This window comes from Streptomyces musisoli (genome assembly GCF_016741855.1).
Taxonomy (GTDB): domain Bacteria; phylum Actinomycetota; class Actinomycetes; order Streptomycetales; family Streptomycetaceae; genus Streptomyces; species Streptomyces musisoli.
The window spans coordinates 569,400-587,164 of sequence record NZ_JAERRH010000004.1 but is presented as its reverse complement, the minus strand read 5'-3'; the positions used below and the strand labels follow the sequence as shown (position 1 = coordinate 587,164).

At 70.7% G+C, this 17,765-nt stretch carries 20 protein-coding genes and 1 pseudogene; 11 read left to right on the top strand and 10 right to left on the bottom strand.

The window, feature by feature from the left end; genetic code table 11:
- The first annotated feature begins 319 nt into the window (after positions 1-319).
- The 3 genes from JK361_RS15285 (at position 320) to JK361_RS15275 (ending at position 2,079) form a co-directional block, all read left to right on the top strand.
- Positions 320-901, top strand: a complete 582-nt coding sequence (locus tag JK361_RS15285; RefSeq protein ID WP_201817565.1) for a Uma2 family endonuclease — start codon at positions 320-322, stop codon at positions 899-901.
- A gap of 282 nt (positions 902-1,183) precedes the next feature.
- Entirely contained in the window at positions 1,184-1,507 is a 324-nt protein-coding gene (locus tag JK361_RS42625) for a CPCC family cysteine-rich protein (protein ID WP_372448711.1), read from the top strand.
- A complete protein-coding gene (locus tag JK361_RS15275) occupies positions 1,450-2,079 on the top strand; it encodes a DUF6000 family protein (RefSeq protein ID WP_201817564.1) in 630 nt (209 codons plus the stop codon). The genes JK361_RS42625 and JK361_RS15275 overlap by 58 nt, the downstream gene beginning before the upstream one ends.
- A gap of 131 nt (positions 2,080-2,210) precedes the next feature.
- On the opposite strand, the pseudogene JK361_RS41250 reads toward JK361_RS15275, so the two are convergent.
- Together JK361_RS41250 and ychF are read right to left on the bottom strand one after the other, a co-directional pair.
- Positions 2,211-2,336: pseudogene (locus tag JK361_RS41250) on the bottom strand (helix-hairpin-helix domain-containing protein); the annotation flags it as partial.
- A gap of 175 nt (positions 2,337-2,511) precedes the next feature.
- Positions 2,512-3,600, bottom strand: a complete 1,089-nt coding sequence (gene ychF, locus JK361_RS15270; protein WP_201817562.1) for a redox-regulated ATPase YchF — start codon at positions 3,598-3,600, stop codon at positions 2,512-2,514.
- A gap of 185 nt (positions 3,601-3,785) precedes the next feature.
- Between ychF and JK361_RS15265 the strand changes: the two genes are divergently transcribed.
- Positions 3,786-4,400 carry a DUF6542 domain-containing protein gene (locus JK361_RS15265; protein WP_201817560.1) on the top strand — a complete coding sequence of 205 codons (615 nt, stop codon included), beginning with the start codon at positions 3,786-3,788 and terminating at the stop codon, positions 4,398-4,400.
- Positions 4,401-4,662: 262 nt separating this feature from the next.
- On the opposite strand, the gene ppgK is transcribed toward JK361_RS15265, so the two are convergent.
- The gene (gene ppgK / locus JK361_RS15260; protein ID WP_201817559.1) at positions 4,663-5,409 is read right to left on the bottom strand and encodes a polyphosphate--glucose phosphotransferase; all 747 of its coding nucleotides are present in this window, start codon (positions 5,407-5,409) and stop codon (positions 4,663-4,665) included.
- 30 nt (positions 5,410-5,439) lie between these two features.
- Positions 5,440-6,456: a 4-hydroxy-3-methylbut-2-enyl diphosphate reductase gene (locus JK361_RS15255; RefSeq protein ID WP_201817557.1), complete on the bottom strand. Its 1,017-nt coding sequence runs from the start codon at positions 6,454-6,456 to the stop codon at positions 5,440-5,442.
- Between the two features lie 218 nt (positions 6,457-6,674).
- Between JK361_RS15255 and xseA the strand changes: the two genes are divergently transcribed.
- The 3 genes from xseA to JK361_RS15240 all read left to right on the top strand — a co-directional run bounded on the left by xseA (position 6,675) and on the right by JK361_RS15240 (position 9,133).
- Positions 6,675-7,883, top strand: a complete 1,209-nt coding sequence (xseA, locus tag JK361_RS15250; protein ID WP_201817555.1) for an exodeoxyribonuclease VII large subunit — start codon at positions 6,675-6,677, stop codon at positions 7,881-7,883.
- Positions 7,880-8,116 carry an exodeoxyribonuclease VII small subunit gene (locus JK361_RS15245; protein ID WP_201817552.1) on the top strand — a complete coding sequence of 79 codons (237 nt, stop codon included), beginning with the start codon at positions 7,880-7,882 and terminating at the stop codon, positions 8,114-8,116. Before xseA ends, JK361_RS15245 begins: the two co-directional genes overlap by 4 nt.
- 426 nt (positions 8,117-8,542) lie before the next feature.
- The gene (locus JK361_RS15240; RefSeq protein WP_201817550.1) at positions 8,543-9,133 is read left to right on the top strand and encodes a malonic semialdehyde reductase; all 591 of its coding nucleotides are present in this window, start codon (positions 8,543-8,545) and stop codon (positions 9,131-9,133) included.
- A gap of 95 nt (positions 9,134-9,228) precedes the next feature.
- Here JK361_RS15240 and JK361_RS15235 read toward each other — a convergent pair whose 3' ends face one another.
- On the bottom strand, positions 9,229-9,756 hold the full coding sequence (locus JK361_RS15235) for a DUF4245 domain-containing protein (protein ID WP_201817548.1): 528 nt from the start codon (positions 9,754-9,756) through the stop codon (positions 9,229-9,231).
- A 131-nt stretch (positions 9,757-9,887) separates the two neighbouring features.
- On the opposite strand from JK361_RS15235, the gene glpX reads away from it, so the two are divergent.
- Complete coding sequence (gene glpX / locus JK361_RS15230) at positions 9,888-10,922, top strand: class II fructose-bisphosphatase (RefSeq protein ID WP_201817547.1); 1,035 nt, start codon at positions 9,888-9,890, stop codon at positions 10,920-10,922.
- A 141-nt stretch (positions 10,923-11,063) separates the two neighbouring features.
- On the opposite strand, the gene JK361_RS15225 is transcribed toward glpX, so the two are convergent.
- Together JK361_RS15225 and JK361_RS15220 are read right to left on the bottom strand one after the other, a co-directional pair.
- Positions 11,064-11,438 (bottom strand): WhiB family transcriptional regulator, encoded by a 375-nt coding sequence (locus JK361_RS15225; protein WP_201817534.1) that lies wholly within the window; start codon positions 11,436-11,438, stop codon positions 11,064-11,066.
- A 225-nt stretch (positions 11,439-11,663) separates the two neighbouring features.
- The gene (locus JK361_RS15220; RefSeq protein WP_201817532.1) at positions 11,664-12,353 is read right to left on the bottom strand and encodes a DUF1707 SHOCT-like domain-containing protein; all 690 of its coding nucleotides are present in this window, start codon (positions 12,351-12,353) and stop codon (positions 11,664-11,666) included.
- A gap of 144 nt (positions 12,354-12,497) precedes the next feature.
- On the opposite strand from JK361_RS15220, the gene JK361_RS15215 reads away from it, so the two are divergent.
- On the top strand, positions 12,498-14,168 hold the full coding sequence (locus tag JK361_RS15215; protein WP_201817531.1) for a fumarate hydratase: 1,671 nt from the start codon (positions 12,498-12,500) through the stop codon (positions 14,166-14,168).
- Between the two features lie 53 nt (positions 14,169-14,221).
- Here the strand turns inward: JK361_RS15215 and JK361_RS15210 are convergent, their stop codons facing one another.
- Genes JK361_RS15210 through JK361_RS15200 form a run of 3 tightly spaced genes read right to left on the bottom strand, consistent with a single transcriptional unit; the run spans position 14,222 to position 15,367 of the window.
- Positions 14,222-14,953: a hypothetical protein gene (locus JK361_RS15210; protein ID WP_201817529.1), complete on the bottom strand. Its 732-nt coding sequence runs from the start codon at positions 14,951-14,953 to the stop codon at positions 14,222-14,224.
- Positions 14,937-15,155 carry a hypothetical protein gene (locus tag JK361_RS15205; RefSeq protein WP_201817527.1) on the bottom strand — a complete coding sequence of 73 codons (219 nt, stop codon included), beginning with the start codon at positions 15,153-15,155 and terminating at the stop codon, positions 14,937-14,939. Before JK361_RS15205 ends, JK361_RS15210 begins: the two co-directional genes overlap by 17 nt.
- Entirely contained in the window at positions 15,152-15,367 is a 216-nt protein-coding gene (locus tag JK361_RS15200) for a hypothetical protein (RefSeq protein WP_201817524.1), read from the bottom strand. Before JK361_RS15200 ends, JK361_RS15205 begins: the two co-directional genes overlap by 4 nt.
- 144 nt (positions 15,368-15,511) lie before the next feature.
- Here JK361_RS15200 and JK361_RS15195 point away from each other — a divergent pair, with 144 nt between their 5' ends.
- Both JK361_RS15195 and fomD read left to right on the top strand, forming a co-directional pair.
- Positions 15,512-16,909 carry a class II fumarate hydratase gene (locus tag JK361_RS15195; RefSeq protein ID WP_201817521.1) on the top strand — a complete coding sequence of 466 codons (1,398 nt, stop codon included), beginning with the start codon at positions 15,512-15,514 and terminating at the stop codon, positions 16,907-16,909.
- A gap of 82 nt (positions 16,910-16,991) precedes the next feature.
- A complete protein-coding gene (gene fomD, locus JK361_RS15190; protein WP_201817519.1) occupies positions 16,992-17,681 on the top strand; it encodes a cytidylyl-2-hydroxypropylphosphonate hydrolase in 690 nt (229 codons plus the stop codon).
- The last annotated feature ends 84 nt before the right edge of the window (positions 17,682-17,765 follow it).

Here is a 17,765-nt window from a genome sequence, read left to right as displayed (position 1 = left end):
CGAGCAGTGACGCACGGCGAAGGGGGCGGCCCACCGCCAGCCGCCCCCTGCCGCTCCACCTGGCGCCCCGCCCTCGGGCTCAGACGCCGCGACGGAACGTCCCGCAGCCCCGCCGCCGGCGCGGCCGTCCACCGGTTGGATCAACCACAACGCTCTCACCCGCAGAAACGGTCCGCCAGATGATCCACGTCAGCACGGCACCGGCACCGGCACCGGCACCGGCACCGGCGGAAGATCTCGGCCTTCAGGGCACAGGGACGGCGGTCACCCGGTCGGCGATCTCGTGGCCCGGGTCCCGCCGAGTCGCTACGGTTGAGCCATGACCGCACTGCCCGACTGGATGCGCCCGCCACGCGCGGAAGGCTGGTTCGCGGAGGACCTGGACCGCCTCCCCGAGGCACCCCGCCACACCGAGCTGATCGACGGAGCCCTGGTCTTCATGATGTCGCCCCAGCGGTGGTGGCACGGCCACCTCGTCACCATGCTCACCGTCGCCCTCATGGACCAGGCGCCCGGCGATGTCAGTGTCGGCCGCGAGATGACCATAAAGCTCGACGAGCGAAACCGGCCCGAGCCCGATCTGCTCTTGACGACGGCCGCCTATGACGGCGACCGCACCTGGTTCACGCCCGATGAGGTGCTCCTCGTCATCGAGGTCGTCTCGCCCGAGTCCGCCCACCGGGACCGCACGGTCAAGCTCCGCAAGTACGCGCAGGCCGGCATCCCGCACTACTGGTGCGTCGAGGACGAGGACGGCGCCCCCGTCGTGCACGTCTACGAACTCGACGAGCCGACCGGCGCCTACGCGCCCGCCGGCATCTTCCGGGACGCCCTGAAGCGGCCTGTGCCTTTCGACATCACCCTGAACCTCGCCGAACTCACCCCGCGGCGGAGCGACTAGAAGTCACGGCGAAGCCGACACGGCAACACGCAAGGGGCCGGACTCCGACGAGTCCGGCCCCTTCTGATCTGCACATCTACCAAGCGGTCCAGCGTGCGGGTGATCAGACGATCACACGTCGAAGCGAAACGCCTGCGGCCCGATCCTGACCTGCGCCGGAGCCTCCCATGCGCCCCTGACCTGGAATTTTCACCGCTGCCACGCGTTGACTCCCGACAGCCGTTTACGGGCGTCCTGCGGACTGGCTGGGGACTGGCCGAAGATCCCGAGGCAGAGAAATCCATGGCAAGCCGACGGACCTGCAACAAGACTGCGCAGGTGAGCGACTCCTACCCCTGCCCGTGCTGCGGGCACCGCGTGCTGGGCAGGATGCCTGGCTCGTACGAGATCTGTCCCGTCTGTTTCTGGGAGGACGACGGAGTCCAGTTCCGGTCGAAGAGTCCCGCACCTGGTCCCTCCTGGAAGCCTCCGAAGCCCCCGCCGGCGACAACATCTTCGTCGCGCCCACCTGGATCGACCGTATCGACCTGTATCCGGAGAGGTGACCGATGCCGTCCCAGCACCCCGACGAGATCGGCTACGGCCATGTGGTCGAGAGCTACGTGACGAGGACGTACGGGGGCCTCCCGCGCTACCTCGTACTGAACGGCGGGCGGTTCCTCGGCCCCCGGTGGTGGCACACCACCCGCTTCACCCGGCACCTGCTGAATGACGCCGCCGCGATCACCGACGAGGAACTGGAATCCCTCCTCGGGTACGAATGGCGCTCGCGCCTCACCGCCGCCTGGCTGATCGGCGTCGATCGCCGCGAACGGTTCCGAGCACGCATCGGCGACCTGCTCCTGGCCAGCGAGGTCTGCTACTCCGGCAGCGCCTACTGCTTCGCCCTGACCCGCTTCGGCACCCACGCCGACGCCGAGATCCTCACCGCCTACCTCGACCACTACCTCCCCCGCACCGACCTGCACTACGACCAGCCCGCCGCCCTGGGCGCTCTCCTCCGCCTCGACGCCCTCCTCGGCACCCACCACGCCGACCGCCTCACTGAACCCGACGGCCTCTGGGACGAGTGGGTCAAGGGCGTGGGACGCCTCGGCTACCCCAGCCACATCCCCGCCGAACAGCGCCGCTGGGCGGACCTCCAATGCGAGTTCGCCAACGGCTGGACCCGGCCGTAGCAGCCGCCTGACTGCGGCTACGTGAAGTCCGCGTACGCCATGTGCCGCGCGTGCGGCACATGAAGAGGTAGCCCGTGGGCTGACTGTCCTTGTCGAGAGCACCCAGACAGCTCTCCACCGCCTCGGAAAGTTCGGCGAGCCGCCCCGAGCATCTGGTCGACAGTGCGCTGCCCCACCCCGGGAATCCGGCGCAACCGGTAGGGGCCCGCTTCGAGAACACGGCCCACTGTGCGCAGGCCGCTCTTCTCTACGTTCCCTGGCGATCATCTGGACCTCCGACCCGGACGACATCCGCGCCCTCATCGACGCCCAGGACGTCAAGCCTGCTCCCGTCATCCGCACCGTCTGACCTCCGAAGGTGTGCGGACTCCTGCGGACAGCAAGACGGCCTGACCAGCATCCTCGCAGGTCAGGCCGCCTCTGTGGATGCGATCAGACGTTGAAGCGGAACTCCACCACGTCGCCGTCCTGCATGACGTAGTCCTTGCCCTCCATGCGGGCCTTGCCCTTGGCGCGGGCCTCGGCCACCGAGCCGGTCTCGACCAGGTCGCCGAAGGAGATGACCTCGGCCTTGATGAAGCCCTTCTGGAAGTCGGTGTGGATGACACCGGCCGCCTCGGGGGCCGTGGCGCCCTTCTTGATCGTCCAGGCGCGGGACTCCTTGGGGCCGGCCGTCAGGTACGTCTGGAGGCCGAGGGTGTTGAAGCCGACGCGGGCCAGGGTGGCGAGGCCGGGCTCCTCGGCGCCCACCGACTCCAGAAGCTCCAGGGCGTCCTCCTCGTCCAGCTCGGCGAGGTCCGCCTCCAGCTTGGCGTTGAGGAAGATCGCCTCGGCCGGGGCGACCAGGGCGCGCTGCTCGTTCTTGAACTCCTCGTCGACCAGTTCGTCCTCGTCGACGTTGAAGACGTAGAGGAACGGCTTGGTGGTCAGCAGGTGCAGGTCGTGCAGCAGCTCGTTGCGCTCGGTGCCCTGGACGATGCCGTGCGCGAAGAGCGTGTCGCCCTTCTCCAGGATCTCCTTGGCCTCCTCGACGGCCTTGACCTTGGGAGCGATGTCCTTCTTGATCCGCGATTCCTTCTGGAGGCGGGGCAGGACCTTCTCGATGGTCTGGAGGTCGGCGAGGATCAGCTCGGTGTTGATCGTCTCGATGTCGTCCTTCGGCGAGACCTTGCCGTCGACGTGGACGACGTTCTCGTCCTTGAAGGCGCGGATGACCTGGCAGATCGCGTCGGACTCGCGGATGTTCGCGAGGAACTTGTTGCCCAGGCCCTCGCCCTCGGAGGCGCCGCGCACGATGCCGGCGATGTCCACGAAGTCGACCGTGGCCGGAAGGATGCGCTCCGACTTGAAGATCGACGCCAGCTGGGCGAGACGGGCGTCGGGCACGCCGACCACGCCGACGTTGGGCTCGATCGTGGCGAACGGGTAGTTGGCCGCCAGCACGTCGTTCTTGGTCAGGGCGTTGAACAGGGTCGACTTGCCGACATTGGGCAGGCCGACGATTCCGATCGTGAGCGACACGTTGCGACTTCCCGTTGTTGAGTGGGCCAGGGGCTGCCAGGGGCCAGAGACCGACACTGGCCGATCCACCAGTTTACGGCGTCCCGCACACCTGCCTCGCGAGACGGTCGAACGCCCGGCCAACCTCTCCTCACCGGCGTGTCTCAGGGCCGATTCTGCACATAAACAGACCTAGGTTGGTCCCTGTGGAGCAACACAGAACGCGACCCCCGAACGACGGACCGCGACGCGGCACCCCGCCGCAGAGCCCGCTGCCGCCGCAGGCGCGGCACCGGCCGGGCGACGGGCACGGGGCCGGCGGGCGCAGATCCACGCCGCGCGCCGGACGGGCCGCGCGGCAGGCGCGGGGCTCCGGGCCGCCGCGGGAAGGGTGGGCCTCCGGGTCACCGTGGGAAGGGCGGCCGGGGCCTGCGGGCCGGCGGCTGCCGAACCCCCGGCTGACCGGGCTGGGCAGCGGGCTGTTCTGCATGGCGGCGATGTTCCTGCTCGGCTGCCTGGACCAGCTGCTGTTCGGGGCGTCCCCGACGGTGTACTGCGTGCTGTTCCTGCCGGTGTGCGTGCTGACCGCGCTGTGGGTGCGCGGCGGGGACGTGCTGACCGCGCCCGTGGTCCTGCCGATCGCGTTCGCGGTGGGGCTGCTGCCGGTCGCCGAGAGCGGCGGGGGGCTGCTCGGCCGCGCGATGGGACTGGTCACCGTGCTCGCCACCCAGGCCGGCTGGCTGTACGGGGGGACGCTCGTCGCCGGAGTGATCGTGCTGGCCCGCCGGGTGCTGTGGGTACGGGCCCGCCGGCACCAGTGAGCCCACCCCGACCACGACCGGCCGGGGCCGGGGCCGGGACCGTCGGCGACGGCTTGAGCCGCCCGGACCACGACAGACGGGGGTCCGGGACCGTCGGCAACGGCTGAGCCGCCCGCACCGCGAACGGCCTGGACCGGGACCGCCGGCAACGGCTTGAGCCCGCCTGGACCGTCGGCGGCTCCGAGTCCGCCCCGACCGCGACCGGCCGGGGCCGGGTGACCGGGTCTCCCGGTGTCCGGTCCCCGGCGCCGCCGGCCACGGGCTAGGCCTGCTGGGCCGCTCGCATCGCCGCGCCCACGATTCCCGCGTCGTTCTGCAGCTGCGCGGGGACGATCTCGGCCTTGACGTCCTCGATGAGGTGCAGGAACTTGTTCGCCTTGCGGCTGACCCCGCCGCCGATGATGAACAGCTCCGGCGAGAACAGCATCTCCACGTGTGCCAGATAGCGCTGGACGCGGCGTGCCCACCGCTCCCAGCTGAGGTCGTGGTCCTCCTTGGCCTTGCTGGAGGCGCGCTTCTCCGCGTCGTGGCCGTTCAGCTCCAGGTGGCCCAGCTCGGTGTTCGGGACCAGCGCACCGTCCACGAACACGGCGCTGCCGATGCCCGTGCCGAAGGTGAGCAGGATGACCGTGCCCCGGCGGCCCCGTCCGGCGCCGAACTCCATCTCCGCGACGCCCGCCGCGTCCGCGTCGTTGACCACGGTCACCGGGAGTCCGCCGAGCCGGTCGCTGAACAACGCGCGCGCGTCCGTGTCGATCCAGCCCCGGTCCACGTTCGCGGCCGTACGGACCATGGCGCCTCCGGTGACCACGCCGGGGAAGGTCAGGCCGACCGGCCCGGTCCAGCCGAAGTGGTCCACGACCTGCTTGACCCCGTCGGCGACGCCGTCGGGCGTCGCCGGGTGCGGGGTGAGCACCTTGCAGCGCTCCTGGGCCAGGCCGCCCCCGTCGAGGTCCACAGGGGCGCCCTTGATCCCGGATCCGCCGATGTCCACGCCGAAGATCTGCATGGCTCCCACGTTACGACGGACCACGGACGGTCACGCCCCGGCGGTGCCGCTCCCGCCGCGCTCGGCGACCAGGGCCGCCGCCTCGTCGCGCAGGTCGCGGCGGAGCTCCTTGGGCAGCGAGAAGGTGATGGACTCCTCGGCCGCCTTGACCAGCTCCACGTCCGCGTAGCCGCGCTCGGCGAGCCACTCCAGGACCTGCTCGACCAGCACCTCGGGCACGGAGGCGCCGGAGGTCACGCCGACCGTCGTCACGCCGTCCAGCCAGGCCTCGTCGATCTCGGCGGCGAAGTCCACCAGGTGGGCGTCGCGGGCGCCGGCGAGCTTGGCGACCTCGACCAGCCGCTTGGAGTTGGAGGAGTTGCGCGAACCGACGACGATGACCAGTTCGGCCTCGGCACCCATCTGCTTCACGGCGAGCTGACGGTTCTGCGTGGCGTAGCAGATGTCGTCGCTGGGCGGGGAGACGAGCCCGGGGAACTTCGTCTTCAGGGCGTCGACGGTCTCCATGGTCTCGTCGACGGAGAGGGTGGTCTGGGAGAGCCAGACCACCTTCGACGGGTCGCGGACCTCGACCTTGGCGACGTCCTCGGGGCCGTCGACCAGCTGGATGTGGTCGGGGGCCTCGCCGGAGGTGCCGATGACCTCCTCGTGGCCCTCGTGGCCGATCAGGAGGATGTCGTAGTCCTCGCCCGCGTACCGGACGGCTTCCTTGTGGACCTTGGTGACCAGCGGGCAGGTGGCGTCGATGGTGGCGAGGCGGCCCTGCCGGGCCTCCTCGTGCACGACGGGGGCGACGCCGTGCGCCGAGAACATGACGATGTTGCCGGGCGGCACCTCCTCCGTGCGCTCGACGAAGATGGCGCCCTTCTTCTCCAGGGTCTGCACGACGTACTTGTTGTGGACGATCTCGTGCCGGACGTAGATCGGGGCCCCGTACTGCTCCAGGGCTTTCTCGACGGCGATCACGGCGCGGTCCACACCGGCGCAGTAGCCCCGGGGGGCGGCGAGCAGGACACGGCGGCCAGACGAAGCGGTCATGCGTCCCATCGTAAGGCCGCGTTCGGCGGCCCGGAGATCGCATGCCGCCCCGCCCGCCGGGGAAGACCGGGAGCCCTGTCCGGCACCGGAACGACAGCTTCCAGGGCCGGCGCGGACCATCGGTTGCGGCCCGCACCCGCACCCGCACCCGCACCCGCACCCGGCGACGCTCCCCCGCCCCCACGGCACGTAGCCGCATTGTCGGCACCGGCCGTTAGGCTCGCCGCATGGCTGTCAACACGTCCCCGGAGTCCCCCCTGCCCGTAGGCGAGGTGTCGCGGCTCATCGGGGGCTGGATCGACCGGCTCGGCGCCGTGTGGGTCGAAGGACAGATCACGCAGCTGTCGCGCCGCCCGGGCGCGGGCGTCGTGTTCCTCACCCTGCGCGACCCGTCGTACGACATCTCCGTCAGCGTGACCTGTTACCGCCAGGTGTTCGACGCGGTCGCGGACGTCGTCGGCGAGGGCGCCCGTGTCGTCGTCCTGGCGAAACCGGAGTGGTACGCCCCCCGGGGCCAGCTCTCCCTGCGCGCCGCCGAGATCAAACCCGTCGGCGTCGGTGAGCTGCTGGCCCGGCTGGAACAGCTGAAGAAGACGCTCTCGGCCGAGGGCCTGTTCGCGCCGGAGCGCAAGAAGCCGCTGCCGTTCCTGCCGCAGCTGATCGGGCTGGTGTGCGGCCGGGCCTCCGCCGCGGAGCGGGACGTGCTGGAGAACGCCCGGCACCGCTGGCCCGCCGTCCGCTTCGAGGTGCGCAACGTCCCGGTGCAGGGCGTGCACGCCGTCCCCCAGGTCGTGCAGGCCGTCAAGGAACTCGACGCGATCGACGACGTGGACGTGATCATCGTGGCGCGCGGTGGCGGCAGCGTCGAGGACCTGCTGCCCTTCTCCGACGAGCAGCTGGTGCGGGCCGTGGCCGCGTGCCGTACGCCCGTCGTGTCCGCGATCGGGCACGAGCCGGACAACCCGCTGCTGGACCACGTCGCCGACCTGCGCGCCTCCACGCCGACGGACGCGGCCAAGAAGGTCGTCCCGGACGTCGGCGAGGAACTGGAGCGGGTGCGGATGCTGCGGGACCGGGCGCGGCGCTGCGCGGCCGCGTTCGTGGAGCGGGAGGAGCGGGGGCTGGCGCACGCGCTGGCCCGGCCCTCGATCGAGGATCCGCACCGGATGGTCGACGAGCGGGCCGACCACGTGGCCTCACTGCTCGACCGCGGCCGGCGGACCCTGGGGCATCTCCTGGACCGCGCGGACTCGGAGCTGACGCACACGCACGCGCGCGTGGTGGCCCTCTCCCCCGCGGCGACGCTCCGGCGCGGTTACGCGGTGCTGCAACGGGCGGACGGGCACGTGGTGCGCGATCCGGCCGAGGTGACGGCGGGCGAGGCGCTGCGGGCCCGCGTCGCCGACGGTGAATTCACAGTGAAGGTGGGCGAATGACGAGCAAGGTGGACGAGGCGCTCTCGTACGAGCAGGCGCGGGACGAGCTGATCGAGGTCGTACGGCGGCTGGAGGCGGGCGGTACGACGCTGGAGGAGTCCCTGGCGCTGTGGGAGCGCGGCGAGGAGCTGGCCAGGGTGTGCCGGCGCTGGCTGGAGGGGGCCCGGGCCCGGCTGGACGCGGCCTTGGCCGAGGAGGAGGCGAAGGAGGCGGCCGAGGAGGGCCGCGAGTAGGCCACCGGGACACCGACGGCACCGGGACCCCTGACACACCGGGACAGCCGACACCCCCGGCACGCCAGGACAGCCGACACTTCCGGCAGCCCGGCAGCCCAGGAGCCCCGGCACCCCAGGGCAGCTGCCACCCGGCGCCCCAGCACCCCAGGACAGTTGCCATCTCGGCAGACAGCTGCCACCCCCGGCACACCGGGCACACCCGGCGCACCGGCACACCAAACACCCCTGGCACACCAAACACACCTGGCGCACCAGCACACCGGCACCCCAGCGCATCGGCACACCGGCAGATCGGCACATCGGGCTGTGAAGCGGATCACCACACCCCGGTTTTAGTTGAAGCTTAAACCTAACGTGCCGTAGGGTCGGTCCCGTAAGCCGGTCCGGGAACCCGGGCCGGACGCGCGTCCGAGGAAGTCACGCATGTCTCTCGTTCTTGACCCCGCCGCCCAGGACCTGCTGTTCCGCGAGGCCCGTACCGCGAACACCTTCACCGACGAGCCGGTGACCGAGGAGCAGGTCCAGGCGATCTACGACCTGGTCAAGTACGGGCCCACCGCCTTCAACCAGACCCCGCTGCGCATCACCCTGGTCCGCTCCGCCGAGGCCCGCGAGCGCCTGGTGCAGCACATGGCCGAGGGCAACCAGCCCAAGACGGCCTCCGCCCCGCTGGTCGCGATCCTCTCGGCGGACAACGAGTTCCACGAGGAGCTGCCGGCCCTGTTCCCGGCCTTCCCGCAGGCCAAGGACGTCTTCTTCGCCGAGCGCCCGGCCCGTGAGGGCTCCGCCGCGCTGAACGCCGCGCTCCAGGCCGCCTACTTCATCGTCGGCGTCCGCGCCGCCGGCCTGGCCGCCGGCCCGATGACCGGCTTCGACTTCGAGGGCGTCCGCAAGGAGTTCCTGGACGACGACCACACCCCGCTGATGGTCGTCAACATCGGCCGCCCGGGCCCGGACGCCTGGTACCCGCGCTCGCCGCGACTGGCCTACGAGGACGTCGTCACGACCGTCTGACGGCCGAGCAGCCCGCACACGCGAAGAGGCCCCCGGTACCACCGGGGGCCTCTTCCACATGTCGGCCACGGCTCACGCCGCATGCCCTGCGCGGCTCACTCCAGCTTCAGGGCCGACGCCATCGCCGTCAGGTCCTCGAAGGAGCCGGTGCCGGCCACCACCGTCGTGGAGCCGGGGGTGTCCTGGAGGACGAGGGCGTCGTACCGGCCACCGCTGTAGCGGGTCCAGGTACGGCCGCCGATCCGCTCGTTCCGCTTCGTCGCCGTCCCGCCCTGGCTGGCCTGGTCGATGAATTCCGCACGCTTCTGCCTGGACTGCTCGACCTGCACGTACTGGCCGTCGGGGGTCTGGAAGCCGAGGTGCCAGCGGTCGGAGTTCGCGCCCTGGAAGCGTACGGAGGTCGCTTTCCAGGTACTCGGCAGGCCCTCGGGTGCGGCCACCGGATAGCTCGCCGCCCGGCGGGCGGTGAGCAGCTCGACCCGGTAGTCGACCCGCTTGACGTCGGGAGCGTGATCGTCGTGCGGGATGGCGAGGAAGTACACGACCAATGCCGCGATACCGATCACGCCCAGGGAGAGCACCATGCTCCGGGCCGACTTCTGCTTACCGTTCGAACCTGCCACGCCCCCTATCGTCGCAGGTGCCCCAGGCGCTCATCCGTGGGGTCCCCTGCTCATTTTGTCTGCCTAACGATAGAGTCGGGACCAAGCCCCTCATCCGGCCGTCGTCGTATCAGTCAGAAAGGTGCGCTCCGATGACCGAAAACCATCACCTGCCGTCCGAGCTCGATGTTCCCTCCGAGGCTCCCGACCGCAACCTCGCTCTCGAACTCGTCCGGGTGACCGAAGCCGCCGCGATGGCCGCCGGCCGCTGGGTGGGGCGCGGCGACAAGAACGGCGCCGACGGCGCCGCGGTGCGCGCCATGCGGTCCCTCGTCTCCACCGTGTCGATGAACGGCGTCGTCGTCATCGGTGAGGGCGAGAAGGACGAGGCCCCGATGCTGTTCAACGGGGAGCATGTGGGTGACGGCACCGGCCCCGAGGTCGACATCGCCGTCGACCCGATCGACGGCACCACGCTGACGGCCAAGGGCATGCCCAACGCGATCGCCGTCCTCGCCGCCGCCGAGCGCGGCGCGATGTTCGACCCGTCCGCCGTGTTCTACATGGACAAGCTGGTCACCGGACCCGAGGCGGCGGACTTCGTCGACATCGACGCGCCCGTGGCCGTGAACATCAGGCGGATCGCCAAGGCGAAGAAGGCCATGCCGGAGGACGTCACCGTCGTCATCCTCGACCGGCCGCGGCACGAGGGGCTGATCCGGGAGGTCCGGGAGGCGGGCGCGCGCATCAAGCTGATCTCGGACGGCGACGTCGCCGGGTCGGTGTACGCGCTGCGCGAGGGCACCGGCGTCGACCTGCTGCTCGGCATCGGCGGCACCCCCGAGGGCATCATCTCGGCCTGTGCCGTGAAGTGCCTGGGCGGAACCATTCAGGGCAAGCTGTGGCCGAAGGACGACGAGGAGCGGCAGCGGGCGATCGACGCCGGGCACGACCTGGACCGGGTGCTCACGACGGACGACCTGGTGTCCGGGGAGAACGTGTTCTTCGTCGCGACCGGGATCACCGACGGTGAGCTGCTGCGGGGCGTCCGCTACCGCTCGGAGACCGCGCTGACCGAGTCGATCGTGATGCGGTCGAAGTCCGGGACCGTGCGCAGGATCGACTCCGAGCACCGGCTGAGCAAGCTGCGGGCCTACAGCGCCATCGATTTCGAGCGGGCCAAGTAGCACGCGGCGACGGAGCCGGCGGCACCCGGGAGGGAACCGCGGTTCACCGGCGGCCCGCGGCCGCCGGTGGTCGTGCGCGCGGTTCCCGGCCCTTGGAGGCGGGCGGCGCCCTCGGTGCGGAGAGGGCGCCCCTGCCGACACCTATCCGGCCAGGCGGTTCGCCGTCGCCCCGGCCGCCTTCTTCAGTTCCATCTCCCTGCGGCGACGCCTCGCCAGGACCACGCGGCGCTCGGCTGCCGTGAGGCCGCCCCAGACGCCGTAGGGCTCGGGCTGGAGGAGGGCGTGTTCGCGGCACTCGACCATGACCGGGCAGCGGGCGCAGACCCGCTTGGCCGCCTCCTCGCGCGACAGCCGGGCGGCGGTCGGCTCCTTCGAGGGGGCGAAGAACAGGCCGGCCTCGTCGCGCCGGCACACCGCCTCGGTGTGCCAGGGTGCGTCTTGGTCCCTGTCTCGCGCTGGCACCCGCTGGGTCGGAACGGCAGCGACCTGCAGGGACGAATGCGGCGGTTGCAGCACGGTCTACTCCTGACGACGGCTTCGCGAGCGAGAGACGATGCAGCAAGGCCTACCCGCTGTGCGCGCGCCTATGCACAGAGTTCCCAACCGCGGGCGCACGGCGGGCCGTTCACGCCCCCGCCCCGTCTCCGTCCGCCGGCAGCGGACCCCGGCGCTGAACGTTGACGGCACGGCAGTCGCGCAGGCAGGATCCGGCCGCCCCGGACGCCGGCGGGTCCGCGACCGTCAGTGGCCCAGGTGCTTGCGCAGCTTCCGGTCGACCTTGTCCTGGACGCGCTCCAGGATGTCCGCCACGAGCTTGCCGCGCTTGGGCCGCGCCTCGACGTTGCCGAGGACGGCCCAGCCGTCGACGTAGACGACGGGCGCGGCGGAGTCCACCGAGTCCAGCGGGCTCACCTCGAAGTTCCCGAGCACACCGCCGCCGGTGCCGCGCAGCGAGATGTTCTCCGGGACGCGGATCTGTACGTCACCGAAGACGGAGACCGCCTTGATCACCACCTGCTGGTACTCGAAGATCGCCTCGCTGAGGTCGATCTCGACGCTGCCGAAGACCGCGTACGCGTGCAGCCGGCGCCCGGCGCGCCAGCGGCCCCGGCGCATGGCACTGCTGAACACCGCGACCACGTTGGCGTCGGCCTCCGCCGGGATCGCGCCCGGGTCGGGGCGCGGCGGGACGGGCGTGTAGGCGGGGGCGGCGGCGCGCTGGTGGGCCCCGGGCAGGTCCCGGATGAAGACCTCCAGTTCACCCGCCGTCTTGGCGTGCAGCACGCCGTCCACGCGCTCGGCGTGCTCGTCGGCGGTCAGCCGGCCCTCGGCCAGGGCCTCGCGGAGGATGTCGGCGACCCGGTCCCGGTCGGCGTCCGAGGCACGCAGGTCGGTCGCGGGTGTGGGTGCGGTCTGCTTCTGAAGGTCCACGACGGCAGCCTACCGAAACACGATAGATCGCGACACCCCCGACTGAGCCTTACCTCACAAGCTCCGCACCGGCGGCAGGTTCTACGCTGGTGAGGCCCGCCAGCGTCGGCGGGCGCCGTCCGTCAGAGTGAGGAATGGGCTGAGATGCCTGAGTTCGCGTACACCGATCTGCTCCCCCAGGGAGAGGACACCACCCCCTACCGGCTGGTGACGTCCGAGGGCGTCTCCACGGTCGAGGGGCCCGACGGGCGGACGTTCCTCAAGGTGGAGCCGGAGGCGCTGCGCAAGCTGGCCGAGGAGGCCATCCACGACATCCAGCACTACCTGCGCCCGGCCCACCTGGCGCAGCTGCGCCGGATCATCGACGACCCGGAGGCGTCGAGCAACGACAAGTTCGTCGCGCTCGACCTGCTGAAGAACGCGAACATCGCGGCGGCCGGCGTGCTGCCCATGTGCCAGGACACGGGCACGGCGATCGTCATGGGCAAGCGCGGGCAGAACGTGCTCACCGAGGGCGGCGACGAGGCGGCCCTCAGCCGCGGCATCTACGACGCCTACCTGAACCTCAACCTGCGCTACTCGCAGATGGCTCCGCTCACCATGTGGGAGGAGAAGAACACCGGCTCCAACCTGCCCGCCCAGATCGAGCTGTACGCCACCGACGGCGGCGCCTACAAGTTCCTGTTCATGGCGAAGGGCGGCGGCTCGGCCAACAAGAGCTTCCTCTACCAGGAGACGAAGGCCGTCCTGAACGAGGCCTCCATGATGAAGTTCCTGGAGGAGAAGATCCGCTCGCTCGGTACGGCCGCCTGCCCGCCGTACCACCTGGCGATCGTCGTCGGCGGCACCTCCGCCGAGTACGCGCTGAAGACCGCGAAGTACGCCTCCGCGCACTACCTGGACGAGATCCCGGCCGAGGGTTCCCCGCTCGGCCACGGCTTCCGGGACAAGGAGCTGGAGGAGAAGGTCTTCGAGCTGACCCAGAAGATCGGCATCGGCGCGCAGTTCGGCGGCAAGTACTTCTGCCACGACGTCCGCGTGGTCCGCCTCCCCCGGCACGGCGCCTCCTGCCCGGTCGCCATCGCCGTCTCCTGCTCCGCCGACCGCCAGGCCGTCGCGAAGATCACCGCCGAGGGCGTGTTCCTGGAGCAGCTGGAGACCGACCCGGCGCGCTTCCTGCCCGAGACCACGGACGAGCACCTGGAGCAGGACGGCGACGTCGTCGAGATCGACCTGAACCAGCCGATGGACGACATCCTCGCCGAGCTGACCAAGTACCCGGTCAAGACCCGGCTGTCCCTCACCGGCCCGCTGGTCGTGGCCCGCGACATCGCGCACGCCAAGATCAAGGAGCGGCTGGACGCGGGCGAGGAGATGCCGCAGTACCTGAAGGACCACCCGGTGTACTACGCGGGTCCGGCGAAGACCCCCGAGGGCTACGCCTCCGGTTCCTTCGGCCCGACGACGGCCGGCCGCATGGACTCCTACGTGGAGCAGTTCCAGGCGGCGGGCGGCTCCAAGGTGATGCTCGCCAAGGGCAACCGCAGCAAGCAGGTCACCGACGCCTGCGGCACGCACGGCGGTTTCTACCTCGGCTCCATCGGCGGCCCGGCCGCCCGCCTCGCCCAGGACTGCATCAAGAAGGTGGAGGTCGTGGAGTACGAGGAGCTGGGCATGGAGGCGGTCTGGAAGATCGAGGTCGAGGACTTCCCGGCGTTCATCGTGGTGGACGACAAGGGCAACGACTTCTTCCAGGACCCGGCTCCGCAGCCGACGTTCACGTCGATCCCGGTGCGGGGTCCCGGCCTCGGCTGAGCCGGTCACGGCGCATGTGCGGAGCCCCGGCCGTCGGCCGGGGCTCCGCTCGTTCAACGGTGCAACTCGGGGTTCAGCCAGGCCAGATGGGGCACGACGGTGTCGAGCAGCTGGGCGCCGGCCATGGCGGCGTTGGGAACCGTTCCGGGGCGGTAGGCGACGAGCCGGACACGGTTGACGCCCGCGACATTCAGGGTCTGTGTTTTCGGGGAACCGAAACTCACGTGCCGGGCGCCCTGCGGAACGGTGTCGAGATAGACCTCGAACGTGCCGGTCTCGTTTTCGTCCGGGCTGGAATCGAGTACCGCCATTTTCAGTGTGAGCGTGCGATAGCGGCCGCCCAGGTTGAAGGAGACCACGCTCTGCGGCTTTTCGTCCGGCCCGTTGTTGCAGTACGTGGAACAGACGAACGTGACGCTGTGGTCGTAGGGGGTGCCCCCCACGACCGCCGTGGCGTCGACCTCGGTGTCCGAGTCCGTGCCCGGGACCGCGCCGAGCTGTGAGAGGTACCGGTGCTCCGGCACGGGGGGCGGCGGGGGCTCGGACGACTCCGCGTCGTCGGGCGGGGTGGGACTCGCCGACGCCGTGCCCGCCGTCGGCGAGGACGACGGCGGCGGCGGCGCCCCGGTCGGCACCACCCGCGTCTGGTCGGCGGTGTTGCCCCTGCCGCAGTTGATCGTGTGGCTGCACGAGTTCCGGTCGCCGCACGCCGTGACACCGGCGGCGGCCAGGCAGGCCGCCGCCAGGTACGCGGCCGGTCGTCCCGCCCTAGCGGCCCGCGGCACCCGTACCCTCGCTCGCGGGAGACGACTGCGCCGGCGAGTCGATGTGGATCTCGTTGTCCCTGCCGCAGTTCTGCACGGTCTGCGCCTCGTTCTTGCAGGCGTTGGTCTCCGACGGGCCGCCCCCGAAAGTGATGATCGCCGCGATGATCGCCGCGACACCGGTGATGATCGCTCCGATAAGGATCGCCTTGCTCTGGTTCACCGCAGCACTCCCTGTCGCCACCTGGTCATGGCCGGATTGTGGCACGCGGAAGTACCGCCGATTTCCGCGTAGTTGAGGAATTCGATCAGCTGTTTGCCGTTGATCGGCGAAGCCGCTGATGCGGGGTGTGCATGCGCCGTGCATTCACCCGGCGCGTGTTCGGAATCACATTCCGCCACGCGTTCCCCCATGCCGAATGAGCGGTCGGTCATTTACTTATTCCGTGCATGACAAATACCGCCGCCCACCCTTTCAGGCAATGAAGCACCGCCCGCCGGCCCGCCGACGGGTACGGGCCGGGGGCGGCCGGGAATACGCCTGCCGCGACACACGCTCAACGTTCCGGAGGTACGACGATGACGACCGAAGAGCCGCAGTACCGGATCGAGCACGACTCGATGGGCGAGGTCCGGGTCCCGGCCCATGCCAAGTGGCGGGCGCAGACACAGCGCGCCGTCGAGAACTTTCCCGTCTCCGGGCAGCGCATCGAGCGGGCGCACATCGAGGCGCTGGCCCGCATCAAGGCGGCGGCGGCGAAGGTGAACGCCGAGCTGGGCGTGCTGGACAAGGAGGTCGCCGAGGCGATCCGGGAGGCGGCCGGCGAGGTCGCCGAGGGCAAGTGGGACGAGCACTTCCCGGTGGACGTCTTCCAGACGGGCTCCGGCACCTCGTCCAACATGAACACCAACGAGGTCATCGCGACACTGGCGACCGAGCGGCTCGGCCGGGACGTACACCCCAACGACCATGTGAACGCCTCGCAGTCGTCCAACGACGTCTTCCCGTCCTCCCTGCACATCGCGGCCACCGCGGCCGTCACCCACGACCTGATCCCGGCCCTGGAGCACCTCGCCGCGTCCCTGGAGCGCAAGTCCGGGGAGTTCGCCGACGTGGTGAAGTCCGGGCGGACGCATCTGATGGACGCCACACCCGTGACGCTCGGGCAGGAGTTCGGCGGGTACGCGGCCCAGATGCGCTACGGCGTCGAACGGCTGCGCGCCTCCCTGCCCCGGCTCGCCGAGCTGCCGCTGGGCGGCACGGCGGTCGGCACCGGCATCAACACCCCGCCCGGGTTCTCCGCCGCCGTCATCGAGGAGGTCGCGCGGACCACCGGGCTGCCGCTCACCGAGGCCCGCGACCACTTCGAGGCGCAGGGCGCCCGGGACGGCGTCGTGGAGACCAGCGGGCAGCTGCGGACCATCGCGGTCGGCCTGACGAAGATCGCCAACGATCTGCGCTGGATGGCGTCCGGGCCGCGCACCGGTCTCGCCGAGATCCGGCTGCCCGACCTCCAGCCCGGCTCCTCGATCATGCCCGGCAAGGTCAACCCGGTCGTCCCCGAGGCCGTGCTGATGGTCGCCGCCCAGGTCATCGGCAACGACACCACCATCACCACGGCCGGCGCCGCCGGCAACTTCGAGCTGAACGTGATGCTCCCGGTCATCGCCAAGAACGTGCTCGAATCGATCCGGCTGCTCGGCAACGCAGCCCGGCTGCTGGCCGACCGCACGGTCGACGGCATCACCGCCGACCGCGAACGCGCCCGCGAGTACGCCGAGTCGTCCCCGTCCGTGGTGACCCCGCTGAACAAGTACATCGGCTACGAGGAGGCCGCGAAGGTTGCCAAGAAGTCCCTCGCCGAGCGGAAGACGATCCGTGAAGTCGTCCTGGAGAGCGGCTACGTGGAGCGCGGCGACCTGACGCGGGAGCAGCTCGACGAGGCGCTGGACGTCCTGCGGATGACCCGCCCGTGACCGGCGGCGAACCTTTCCGGCCACCCGGACCACCGTGACGCGCACCGCAGCGTCGTATGCCCGCGGCACCTAATATCTGTGCATGACGGACGACGGAGCGATGACACGAGTGGCAGCGGGACCCGCGACGCACTGGTCCCCGGGCACGCACATCCTGTGGCGCTACCGGGAGAACGGGGGCGAGCACTTCCACATCGTCCGGCCCGTCACCGTCGTACGCGACGACGCCGAGCTGCTGGCGGTGTGGCTGGCCCCCGGCACCGACTGTGTGAAGCCGGTCCTGGCCGACGGCACGCCCGTGCACCAGGAGCCGCTGGAGTCCCGTTACACCAAGCCGCGCACGGTGCAGCGGGACCGCTGGTTCGGCACGGGCGTGCTGAAGCTGGCCCAGCCCGGCCGGCCCTGGTCGGTATGGCTGTTCTGGGATCCGGGCTGGCGGTTCAAGAACTGGTACGTCAACCTGGAGCAGCCGCTCGGCCGGTGGGCGGGCGGGGTGGACTCCGAGGACCACTTCCTGGACATCTCCGTGCACCCCGACCGCAGTTGGCACTGGCGGGACGAGGACGAGTTCGCGCAGGCCCAGCGGGACGGGCTGATGGACGCGGCGACCGCCGGACGGGTGCGGGCGGCCGGCCGGGACGCGGTGGAGGTGATCCGCGCGTGGGGGCCGCCGTACTCGGACGGCTGGCAGCACTGGCGCCCGGACCCGTCCTGGGCGGTACCTTCTCTCCCCGAGGACTGGGACCGCACCCCCGCGCACCTGTCCTCATGAGACCCTTGATGCGCCCCAGGGCAAGAAACGTAGGATCGTCCTCCGCAAGGGGCGTTAGCGCAACTCCCGGAGCATGTGCCGGGC

Excerpts from the sequence above, each read along its gene's own strand:
- JK361_RS15285 (WP_201817565.1), top strand. The coding sequence starts at position 320 with ATGACCGCACTGCCCGACTGGATGCGCCCGCCACGCGCGGAAGGCTGG.
- JK361_RS42625 (WP_372448711.1), top strand. The coding sequence starts at position 1,184 with ATGGCAAGCCGACGGACCTGCAACAAGACTGCGCAGGTGAGCGACTCC.
- JK361_RS15275 (WP_201817564.1), top strand. The coding sequence starts at position 1,450 with ATGCCGTCCCAGCACCCCGACGAGATCGGCTACGGCCATGTGGTCGAG.
- ppgK (WP_201817559.1), bottom strand. The coding sequence starts at position 5,409 with ATGCAGATCTTCGGCGTGGACATCGGCGGATCCGGGATCAAGGGCGCC.
- JK361_RS15255 (WP_201817557.1), bottom strand. The coding sequence starts at position 6,456 with ATGGGACGCATGACCGCTTCGTCTGGCCGCCGTGTCCTGCTCGCCGCC.
- xseA (WP_201817555.1), top strand. The coding sequence starts at position 6,675 with ATGGCTGTCAACACGTCCCCGGAGTCCCCCCTGCCCGTAGGCGAGGTG.
- JK361_RS15245 (WP_201817552.1), top strand. The coding sequence starts at position 7,880 with ATGACGAGCAAGGTGGACGAGGCGCTCTCGTACGAGCAGGCGCGGGAC.
- JK361_RS15240 (WP_201817550.1), top strand. The coding sequence starts at position 8,543 with ATGTCTCTCGTTCTTGACCCCGCCGCCCAGGACCTGCTGTTCCGCGAG.
- glpX (WP_201817547.1), top strand. The coding sequence starts at position 9,888 with ATGACCGAAAACCATCACCTGCCGTCCGAGCTCGATGTTCCCTCCGAG.
- JK361_RS15215 (WP_201817531.1), top strand. The coding sequence starts at position 12,498 with ATGCCTGAGTTCGCGTACACCGATCTGCTCCCCCAGGGAGAGGACACC.
- JK361_RS15200 (WP_201817524.1), bottom strand. The coding sequence starts at position 15,367 with ATGACCGACCGCTCATTCGGCATGGGGGAACGCGTGGCGGAATGTGAT.
- JK361_RS15195 (WP_201817521.1), top strand. The coding sequence starts at position 15,512 with ATGACGACCGAAGAGCCGCAGTACCGGATCGAGCACGACTCGATGGGC.
- fomD (WP_201817519.1), top strand. The coding sequence starts at position 16,992 with ATGACGGACGACGGAGCGATGACACGAGTGGCAGCGGGACCCGCGACG.